At 68.3% G+C, this 10,363-nt stretch carries 9 protein-coding genes; all 9 read left to right on the plus strand.

What is annotated here, in order from left to right:
• The first annotated feature begins 16 nt into the window (after window positions 1–16).
• A complete protein-coding gene (gspK, locus tag Q0C59_RS12295) occupies window positions 17–1,027 on the plus strand; it encodes a type II secretion system minor pseudopilin GspK (protein ID WP_407066560.1) in 1,011 nt (336 codons plus the stop codon).
• A gap of 112 nt (window positions 1,028–1,139) precedes the next feature.
• Window positions 1,140–2,450 (plus strand): type II secretion system protein GspL, encoded by a 1,311-nt coding sequence (gene gspL, locus Q0C59_RS12300; RefSeq protein ID WP_291215845.1) that lies wholly within the window; start codon window positions 1,140–1,142, stop codon window positions 2,448–2,450.
• 5 nt (window positions 2,451–2,455) lie between these two features.
• On the plus strand, window positions 2,456–3,001 hold the full coding sequence (gene gspM, locus Q0C59_RS12305; protein ID WP_291215847.1) for a type II secretion system protein GspM: 546 nt from the start codon (window positions 2,456–2,458) through the stop codon (window positions 2,999–3,001).
• Between the two features lie 3 nt (window positions 3,002–3,004).
• Complete coding sequence (locus tag Q0C59_RS12310) at window positions 3,005–3,799, plus strand: type II secretion system protein N (RefSeq protein ID WP_291215850.1); 795 nt, start codon at window positions 3,005–3,007, stop codon at window positions 3,797–3,799.
• A gap of 44 nt (window positions 3,800–3,843) precedes the next feature.
• Complete coding sequence (gene gspD / locus Q0C59_RS12315; protein ID WP_407066559.1) at window positions 3,844–6,021, plus strand: type II secretion system secretin GspD; 2,178 nt, start codon at window positions 3,844–3,846, stop codon at window positions 6,019–6,021.
• A 10-nt stretch (window positions 6,022–6,031) separates the two neighbouring features.
• Entirely contained in the window at window positions 6,032–7,474 is a 1,443-nt protein-coding gene (gspE, locus tag Q0C59_RS12320; RefSeq protein WP_291215852.1) for a type II secretion system ATPase GspE, read from the plus strand.
• Window position 7,475: 1 nt separating this feature from the next.
• Window positions 7,476–8,705, plus strand: a complete 1,230-nt coding sequence (gene gspF, locus Q0C59_RS12325) for a type II secretion system inner membrane protein GspF (RefSeq protein ID WP_291215855.1) — start codon at window positions 7,476–7,478, stop codon at window positions 8,703–8,705.
• A 1-nt stretch (window position 8,706) separates the two neighbouring features.
• Window positions 8,707–9,603 carry a 5'-nucleotidase gene (locus Q0C59_RS12330; RefSeq protein WP_291215857.1) on the plus strand — a complete coding sequence of 299 codons (897 nt, stop codon included), beginning with the start codon at window positions 8,707–8,709 and terminating at the stop codon, window positions 9,601–9,603.
• A 77-nt stretch (window positions 9,604–9,680) separates the two neighbouring features.
• Window positions 9,681–10,363: SbmA/BacA-like family transporter (locus Q0C59_RS12335; protein ID WP_291215860.1), on the plus strand; the 683-nt coding region annotated here is incomplete at its 3' end.

The raw sequence follows: 10,363 nt of genomic DNA on the forward strand, positions 1-10,363 counted from the left end.
AGGGGGCTGTTTCGCCTTGGGGCGGCCCGGCGGCGAAACCTTGCCCCCACGCTCCCACCAGCGTGGCGCGGCGTTGCTGCTCGCCATGCTCACCGTCACGCTGGTGGCCACACTGGCGTCGGCCGCTTTGTGGCAGCAGTGGCGCTCCACCGAGGTCGAACAGGCCGAACGCCAGCGGGTGCAGGCGGGCTGGATTTTGACCGGGGCGCTGGACTGGGCGCGCCTGATCCTGCGCGAGGACGCGCGAAGCAACCAGAACAGCGGGAACGCCGATCACCTGGGCGAGCCCTGGGCGCTGCCGCTGGAAGAGGCGCGCTTGTCGAGCTTTCTGGCCGCCGACAAGAGCAACAATGCCGACAGCACCCTGGAGGCCTTTCTCTCCGGCGAGATGATCGACATGCAGTCGCGCCTGAACTTCAACAACCTGGTGCGCACCACCGGAGGGGGCGCCACGGCGAAGGCGGAAACTTCCGAATTCGATCTGCGTGCCTTCAGCAAACTGTTCGAACAGCTCGGCCTGCCCCTCGCGGAGCTCACCAACGCCGCGGCCGAACTGCGCAACACCACCCAGCTGGCCCTGACCGACCCCCTGCCCTCGCGCACGTCGCTGCAGCCGCGCAAGCTGTCGCACCTGGGCTGGCTGGGCATCAGCCGCGCAAGCCTGGCCGCGCTGGAGCCCCACGTCACCGTGTTGCCCGAGCGCTCCAGCCTCAACCTCAACACCGCCAGCGCCCAGGCGATCCACGCCAGCCTGCCCGGCCTGGACCTGGCCCAGGCCCGCCAGGTGGTGGCCGCGCGCGAACGCAATCCGTTCAAGAACCTCGGCGACGTGACCCAGGCCGTGCCGGCCACCGCCGGCAAGCTCAACGACGATGCCCACGGGACCCGCAGCCGCTACTTCGAAGTGCGGGGTCGCTTGCGGCTGGAGAACGCCGTCATCGAAGAACGCTCGCTGGTCGTGCGCAACAACCTCGATGTGCGCGTGAGTTGGCGCGAGCGCTTTGCCCGACCCGGTGCGCGCCCCTGACGCGCAGCCCCAACAATGACCGCCTTTTCCCCCGCAACTTTTTGACTACACGTCACACAGGCTCTCTAGAATGGGGCGATCCGTGGCCTTGCGCCACGCACCTCACCCCATTGTGCTGATCCTCACCCCCGCGGATTTCTCCGTCACCACCCCCACACCCGCCTCGGCCCTGTTCGACTGGGCTGCTTCGGGCAATGGTCAGCAGATCAACGACCTGGGCCAATGTGCCGCCTCGCTGCTGCCGCGCGACGACGAGGTGGTGCTGGTGCTGCCACCGCGCGCCGTGTCGTGGCACCGGGTGGCGCTGCCCAAGGTGGCGTCAACCCGCTTGCGCGCCGCGCTGGAAGGCCTGCTCGAAGACCGCCTGCTGACCGATGTGAACGAGCTGCATTTCGCGCTGGAGCCGGGGGGCAAGTCGGGCCAGTCGGTGTGGGTGGCGGTGTGCCAGAAGACCTGGCTGCGCAGCTGGTTGCAGATACTGGAAGGCGCAGGCCGGCCGGTCACGCGCATCGTGCCGTCGATGTGGCCCCTGGTGCAGTCCGAGGCACCCGTGGCATCGGCCGGCGCTTCGCGAAGCTTTGAGCTCGACATTCCGTCCACCATCCACTGGGCCCACGCCGAAAGCGGGCAGGTCTGGCTGGGCAGTGCCAGCGTGCTGGGCGTGAGCAGCACACCGCTGCTGGAGGCCACCAGCGGCGCTGGCGGCAGCGCGAGCGTGGCAGCCATCACGGCGCTCATGCCGCCATCGCCCGATGCGCTGGGCGAATCCGCCGAATACGACATCTGGCTGGCCGACCCCAGCGTGGCCACGGTGGCCGAACGCATCCTGGACCAGCGCTTCGAACTGGTGGCCCAGCCCCAGTGGCTGCTGCGCTGCTCGCAGTCCGACTGGAATCTTGCGCAGTTCGACCTCAGCCTCTCGGCCAGCGCGCGCCGTGGCCAACGTCTGCGGCGCAGTCTGCGGCAATGGCGCAGCGCGCCCGCCTGGCGCCCGGCGCGCTGGGGGCTGGCGGCTCTGGTGGGCGTTCAACTGGTCGGGCTCAACGCCGCCGCATGGCACGAAAGCAGCGCGCTCCAAGCCAAACAGCAGGCCGTGCAGCGCACCCTGCAGCAAACCTTTCCGCAGGTCACCCTGGTGCTCGACGCGCCGGTGCAGATGCAGCGCGAACTGGTCCGCTTGCAGCAGACCGCGGGCGCCCTCTCGCTGGGTGATCTTGAAACTTTGCTCGGTGCGATCGATCAGGCATCGGGTGGTGAAAACCTCTTGCCCAGCACGGTCAACTACACGCCGGGCGACGGCCGCTTCGCCGGCTGGCGCGCCACCGAAGACCAGGTGCGCGCCCTGCAACAAACCCTGGAGCGCGTCGGCTGGCAGGTGCGTTTTGACGGCAATGAACTGGCCTTGAGCCCACCCGCACCCTGACCACCATGGCCACACTTCAACGCTCTCCCTCTGCCAGCGCTCCCCTCGCCCGCATCACCGCGCCGCTCTCAAGCGCACTGGACCGGCTTTCGGCGCGCGAACGCCAGGCCGTGCTGATCGCGCTGTGGGTCGTGGGCCTGGGTCTGCTGTGGTGGCTGGCCGTGGCACCGGCCCTGGCCACGTTGCGCGAAGCGCCCGCACGCCATGCCCGCCTCGACGCCCAGCTCGGCCAGATGCAGCGCATGGCGGCCACGGCCACAGCGCTGCGCAGCGAAGCCAACGCTCAGGCGCCCAGCCGCGACCAGGTCTTGCGTGCGCTCGAAGCCGCCACCGCGGCCATGGGGCCCACAGCCCAGCTCTCGGTGCTGGGCGACCGCGCCACCGCCACACTGCGCGGCACCCCGCCCGCCGCGCTGGCGCAGTGGCTGGCGCAGGTGCGCATCAACGCGCGGCTGCTTCCGCTGGAAACCCAGCTCACACGCGACCCCGCCACCTCGGGCTGGAACGGCACCGTGGTGCTGTCCGGCCCCGGCCTGGCCGGGGGCAGCTGAGCCATGAACGCACGCTGGCCCTCCCGCCTGGCCTGGACGGGCGCCGTGCTCGGTCTCCTGGCCGCATTGCTCGTGTTTGCCCCGGCACGCTGGCTGGCCAACAGCATCAACGCGGCCACCAACGACCAGCTTCAGCTCGTCAACGCGCGCGGCACGGTCTGGCGCGGTCGGGCCGACCTCATGTTCACCGGTGGCCAGGGCAGCCAAACCCGGACCACGTTGCCGCAAGGTGTGGAGTGGCGGATTTCGCCCACCCTGGTCTCGGGCCTGCCGGCCATGGCACTGCGGCTGGAGGCACCGTGTTGCACGGTCCAGCCGGTGGCGCTCACCGCCCGGCCGCTGTTGGGCGGGGCCGAGGTGCGCCTTGCGGCCTTCAGCAGCCGCTGGCCTGCCGAGCTGCTGATCGGTCTGGGCACCCCCTGGAACACCTTGCGCATGGAAGGTCAGCTCAGCCTGCAGACCAGCGGCCTGACCCTGCGATGGGACAGCGGCCGCGGCAGCATGCAGGGTGTGCTCGCGGTGGAAGCACAAGACATGGTCTCGCGCCTGTCCACGCTGCGCCCGCTGGGCAGCTACCGCATGGACGTGCGCGCCGAGGCCGACAGCAACACCACCACCCTCGCGTTGCAGACGCTCAACGGACGCCTGCAACTGCAAGGCCAGGGCCAATGGGTGGGTGGGCGCTTGCGCTTCCAGGGGGTGGCCGAAGCGGCGCCCGACAGCGAAGCCGCCCTGAACAACCTGCTCAACATCATCGGACGCCGGCAAGGCCCGCGTTCGCTGCTGAACATCGGCTGACATCTCCCATGTCGCAGCCCTCCACTTACCCTTACGATCGCGCCATGAAACCGAACCCCACCCGCGCCGACCTCGCCCGGACCCTGCGCCGCGGCAAGACCCCGACGGCGATCGCGCTCGCCACGATGATGGTGTTCGGCCTGTGGACCGGTGCACCCGTGCAGGCCCAGAACCGCAACGCCGAGCCGGTCACCCTCAACTTCGTGGCGGCCGACATCGAATCGGTGGCGCGCACCATGGCCACCATCACCGGCCGCAACGTGGTGGTCGATCCCCGCGTCAAGGGCACGGTCAACCTGGCCACCGAGCGCCCGGTGTCGCCCACCGCTGCGCTCAACCAGTTCGCCGCCGTGCTGCGCCTGCAAGGCTTCTCCATCGTGGACACCGGCGGCCTCTACAAGATCGTGCCCGAGGCCGACGCCAAGCTGCAGGGCAATGTCGTCAACGCGGGTTCGGTCAATGCGCTGCCCACCTCCAACCAGGTGGTCACCCAGATCTTTCGCCTCAACCACGAATCGGCCAACAACCTCGTGCCGGTGCTGCGTCCCCTGATCGGACCCAACAACACCATCAACGTGAACCCCGGCAACAACTCGCTGGTGATCACCGACTACGCCGACAACCTGCAACGCATTGGCCGCATCATCACCGCGCTGGACGTGGCGGGTGCCACCGATGTCGAGGTGATTCCGCTGCAGCACGCGGTGGCGGCCGATCTGGCGGCCCTGGTGTCGCGCCTGATCGACCCGGCGGTGGCCGCCGGCGGCGCAGGCGCGGCCGATGCCTCGTACAAGACCACGCTGATCGCCGAACCCCGCAGCAACAGCCTGGTGCTGCGCGCGGCCAACCCGGCGCGGCTGGCACTGGTGCGCAACCTGGTGGCGCGGCTGGACCAGCCTTCGTCGGCCAACGTCAGCGGCAACATCCACGTGGTCTACCTCAAGAACGCCGACGCGGTGGCGCTGGCCTCCACCCTGCGTGCCGCACTCGCGGGTGAGTCCGCAGCCTCCGGCAGCACCGGTGCCGCTGGCCTGGCCACCGCGGGCCGTCCCATTGCCGTGGCCGGCGCGAGCCCCTCCAGCACCCCGGTGTCTGCCAGCGCGCAGCCGTCCACCGGTGGCCAGATCCAGGCCGACCCGGCCACCAACTCGCTCATCATCACCGCGCCCGAGCCGCAATACCGCCAACTGCGCGCCGTGATCGACCAACTCGACTCGCGCCGTGCGCAGGTGTATGTGGAGAGCCTGATTGCCGAAGTGAATGCCGACAAGGCGAGCGAATTCGGCATCCAGTGGCAAGGGGCCCTGGGCAACTCGGGCGACCGTCTGATCGGCCTGCTCGGCTCCAACTTCGGCACGGGCGGGCGCAACATCGTGAACCTCGCCCAGGGCAATACCCCGCCCGCCTCCGGACTCAACTTCGGTGTCGCCCGCCAGACCAACGGGGTCTACGTGCTGGGCTTTCTCGCGCGCTTCCTGCAGGAAACCGGCGAGGGCAACATCCTGTCCACCCCCAACCTGCTCACGCTGGACAACGAAGAGGCCAAGATCGTCATCGGCCAGAACGTGCCCTTCGTCACCGGCCAGTTCACCAACACCGGCAGTAACGAGGGCTCTGTCAACCCGTTCCAGACCATCGAACGCAAGGACGTGGGCCTGACGCTGCGCGTGAAGCCGCAGATCAGCGAGAACGGCACCATCAAGATGACCATCTACCAGGAGGTCAGCAGCGTGCAGGCGTCCTCCATCAACTCCACCACGGGCCTGATCACCAACAAGCGCACCATCGAATCCACCGTGCTGGTGGACGACGGTGCCATCGTGGTGCTCGGCGGGCTGCTGCAGGACGAGTACTCCGGCAACCAGGAAAAGGTGCCCGGCCTGGGCGACGTGCCTTTGTTCGGCAACCTCTTCAAGAGCGAAACCCGTTCGCGCCGCAAGACCAACCTCATGGTGTTCCTGCGCCCGGTGGTGGTGCGCGATGCGCGCGCCACCAGCACCCTGGCGATGGACCGTTACGAACTCATGCGCTCGGTGCAACAGGATTCCCAGCCCAAACCCAGCAGCGTGCTCGGCATCAACGAGTCGCCGGTCATGCCGGCACCGCGATCACCGGACTCCATGACGCTCACGCCGCAGGCGCCCTCGCTGGCCAACCCGCAGTCGTCACCGCCGCTGACCCCGCCTGCGGTGCCCTTGCCCCCCGCAGCCCCCGCGCAGTGAGGCCCGGGCTGTGAAGTACCCGCTGCCCTACGCCTTCGCGCGCGAACACCTGTGGCTGATCGAGGACGACGGCGCCACCCAAACCCTGCTCGGCAGCAGCACACCGGCGGCCGACACCGCCGCCCAGACGCGCCGCCTCTCGGCGCTGTCCGAAATCCTGCGTTGCCACGCGGTGCAGGGCCTGCACTGGGAAGACGGCGACAGCCTGAAGCAGCGCATCAGCGTGGCGTACTCGCAGGGCGAATCGAGCGCGGCCGCCGTGGTGAGCGAAGTGCAGGGCGACGCCGACCTGAGCCGCATGATGCAGGAGCTGCCCGCCATCGAAGACCTGCTGGAGACGGCCGACGACGCACCCATCATCCGCATGCTCAACGCGCTGCTCACGCAGGCCGCGCGCGACGGCGCGAGCGACATCCACATCGAACCATTTGAACGCACCTCCAGCGTGCGCTTCCGGGTGGACGGCACGCTGCGCGAGGTGGTGCAGCCCAACCGCGCCTTGCACGCCGCGCTGATCTCGCGCCTGAAGATCATGGCCGAGCTCGACATCTCCGAAAAACGCCTGCCGCAGGACGGCCGCATCTCGCTGCGCATCGGTACCCGCGCGGTGGACGTGCGCGTGTCCACGCTGCCCAGCGCCCACGGCGAGCGCGCGGTGCTGCGCCTGCTCGACAAGAGCGAAAGCAAGCTCAGCCTCGAATCGGTGGGCATGCAGGGCGATGTGCTGGCGCGTTTTCGCAAGCTCATCGGCCAGCCGCACGGCATCATTCTGGTGACGGGCCCCACCGGCTCGGGCAAGACCACCACGCTCTATGCAGGCTTGCAGCGGCTCGACGCCAGCACGCAGAACATCATGACGGTGGAAGACCCGATCGAGTACGAGCTGCCGGGCGTGGGCCAGACGCAAGTGAACGCGCGCATCGACCTCACGTTTGCCAAGGCACTGCGCGCCATCCTGCGCCAAGACCCCGACGTGATCATGATCGGCGAGATCCGCGACTTTGAAACCGCACAGATCGCCATCCAGGCTTCGCTCACCGGCCACCTCGTGCTGGCCACGCTGCACACCAACGACGCGCCCAGCGCCGTGACCCGCCTGACCGACATGGGCGTGGAGCCCTTCCTGCTGAGCTCGTCCTTGCTGGGTGTGCTGGCGCAGCGCCTGGTGCGCAAACTCTGCGTGCACTGCCGCCGCCAGGACGACAAGGGTCTGTGGCACCCGGTGGGCTGCGAGCACTGCAACCACAGCGGCTACAAGGGCCGCACCGGCATCTACGAGCTGATGGTGGCCGACGACAAGATCCGCGCGCTGATCCACAACCGGGCCGCCGAAAGCAAGATTTTTGTGGCGGCCGAGGCCGCAGGCTTGCAGTCGATGCGGGCCGACGGGCAGCGGCTGATCGAGGCCGGGATCACGTCGCCTGAGGAAGTCATGTCAGTAACAAGAGACTGACATGCCCGCCTATACCTTCGAAGCCCTCGACGCCCAGGGCGCCACCCAGAAAGGCCTGATCGACGCCGACACCGCCCGCTCCGCACGCAGCCTGCTGCGCGCGCGCGCGCTGGTGCCGCTGATGGTTGAGCCGGCCACGGGCGGCGGCACCAACGTGCAGGGCAGCGGACTCAACGTCACGCTGTGGGGCGGGCGCGTGTTCAGCGCCACCACACTTGCGGTATGGACGCGGCAGATGGCCGGCCTGGTGGCTGCAGGCCTGCCGCTGGAGCGGGCGCTCTCGGCCCTGACCGAAGAGGCCGAGGACGACAAGCAGCGCAACCTGATGGCCTCGCTGCGCTCCGAGGTCAACGCTGGCTCGCCCTTTGCGCAGGCGCTGGCGCAGCACCCGCGCGAGTTCTCGTCCATCTACACCTCGGTGATCGCGGCTGGCGAACAGAGCGGCCAGCTCGGCACCGTGCTGGAGCGCCTGGCCGACGACCTCGAGGAGCGCGAAGCGCTGAAGAACAAGCTGGTGGCCGCCTCGCTCTACCCCGCCATCGTCACCCTCGTGGCTATCGTGATCGTGGTGTTTCTGGTGTCCTATGTGGTGCCGCAGGTGGCCAACGTGTTCGCCGGCAGCAAGCGTGCCCTGCCCTTGCTCACCGTGATGATGCTGGGCCTGAGCGACTTCGTGCGCAGCTACGGCTGGCTGATGCTGGGTGCGCTGGTCGCGGGCAGCGGTGCGCTGGTGATGGCGCGGCGCAACGAAGCGCTGCGCCTGCGCATGGACGCGGCCTGGCTGCGCCTGCCCCTGGTGGGACGGCTGGCGCGCGGCTTCAACGCAGCGCGCTTTGCCGCCACGCTGGCAATGCTCGCGGCGGCAGGCGTGCCGATCTTGCGGGCGCTGCAGACCGCCGCCGAGACCCTCAACAACCAGGCCATGCGCGCCGATGCGCTGGACGCACTGGTGCTGGTGCGCGAAGGCGCGCCGCTGGCCTCGGCGCTCGCGAGCAAGAAGCGCTTTCCGCCGCTGGTGTCCATGTTCGCCCGCCTGGGTGAACAGACCGGCCAGTTGCCCGCCATGCTCGACCGCGCCGCCGAACAACTCGGCGCCGAGGTGCAACGCCGCGCCATGCACATGGCCACCATCCTGGAGCCGCTGCTGATCGTGGGCATGGGCGTGGTGGTGATGCTGATCGTGCTCGCGGTGCTCATGCCGATCATCCAGTTGAATCAACTCGTCACCTGACATGGGCGCAACCCTCGAAGGCAAACTCGTCGTTGCCATTTCTTCGCGCGCCCTGTTCGACTTTGAAGAAGAGAACCGGCTGTTTGAAACCGGCGACGACCGCGCCTACATGAAGCTGCAGCTCGACCGCCTGGACACGCCCGCGCAGCCCGGCGTGGCGTTCTCGCTGGTGCGCAAGCTGCTGGCCTTCAACGACGCCGATGCCCAGCGCGTGGAGGTGGTGATCCTCTCGCGCAACGACCCGGTCTCGGGCATGCGCGTGTTCCGCTCGGCCAAGCACTACGGGCTGCCCATCCAGCGCGGCAGCTTCACGCGCGGCCAGCCACCCTGGCGCTACCTGCGACCGTTGCGCGCCAACCTGTTCCTCTCCACCCACCTGGCCGACGTGCGCGCCGCGCTCGACGCCGGTGTGCCGGCCGCGCAGGTGTACCCGCACTCGGTGCACGCCAGCGATGCGCACCCGCACGAGGTGCGCATCGCCTTCGACGGCGACGCCGTGCTGTTCTCTGACGAAGCCGAGCGGGTCTACCAGGCGCAAGGTCTGTCGGCGTTTCAGGCGCACGAGGCCACCCACGCCGGCCTGCCGCTGGCGGGTGGCCCGTTCAAGCCCCTGCTCGAAGCCCTGCACCGCCTGCAGAGCGAGGGCACGCCGTTCATGCGGGTGCGCACCGCGCTGGTGACCGCACGCAGCGCTCCGGCGCACGAGCGGGCCATCCGCACGCTGATGAACTGGAACATCGAGGTGGATGAAGCCATGTTCCTCGGCGGCCTGCCCAAGGGCGAGTTCCTGCGCGAATTCGAGCCCGACTTCTTCTTTGACGACCAGACCGGGCACATCGAGTCTGCATCCATGCACGTGCCTGCCGGGCACGTGGCGTCCGGCGTCTCGAACGAATGACCTGACCGCGCAGGAACCTTTGCGCGTGGCGCGGGGTCTTGTTGCGGTCCCAAACGGCCTCTCCACCAGGTGATTTCATGACCCTGAGCGACAAATTCCAGAGCTTCCGCGTGTTTGCACGCAAGGTGGGTCGCCTCACCGTGCCTTACTTCCAGTCGGAAGAAAAATGGAAGGCCCGCCTCCTGCTGGCCGCCATCGTGGCGCTCAATCTCGCCTCGGTCTACATGCTGGTGCTGCTCAACGAGTGGAACCGCGTGTTCTACGACGCGTTGCAGAACAAGGACGAAGTGGTGTTCTGGCGCGAGCTCGGGCGCTTCACCTACCTGGCCTTCGGTTTCATCATCATCGCGGTCTACCGCTTCTACCTCACGCAACTGCTCGAGATGCGCTGGCGCGCCTGGATGACCGGCCACTACCTCGACCGCTGGCTCTCCAACAAGGCCTTCTACCAGCTGGAGCTCACGCGTTTTGCCAAGGGCGAAGACGCGCCGCCCGACAACCCCGACCAGCGCATCGCCGAAGACATGAACATGTTCACCAGCTACACGGTGAGCCTGACCATGGGTCTGCTCAACGCGGTGGTCACGCTGGTGAGCTTCGTCGGCATCCTGTGGGTGCTCTCGGGCAGTTTCGCGTTCTCGTTCAACGGCAGCGACTACACCATCCCCGGCTTCATGGTGTGGATGGCGGTGCTCTACTGCGCGTTCGGCAGCGTGATCACCCACTACATCGGCCGCCCGCAGATCGCGCTCAACTTCAA

Origin of the sequence: Hydrogenophaga sp. (assembly GCF_022844385.1) — a bacterium.
Lineage (GTDB): Bacteria > Pseudomonadota > Gammaproteobacteria > Burkholderiales > Burkholderiaceae_C > Hydrogenophaga.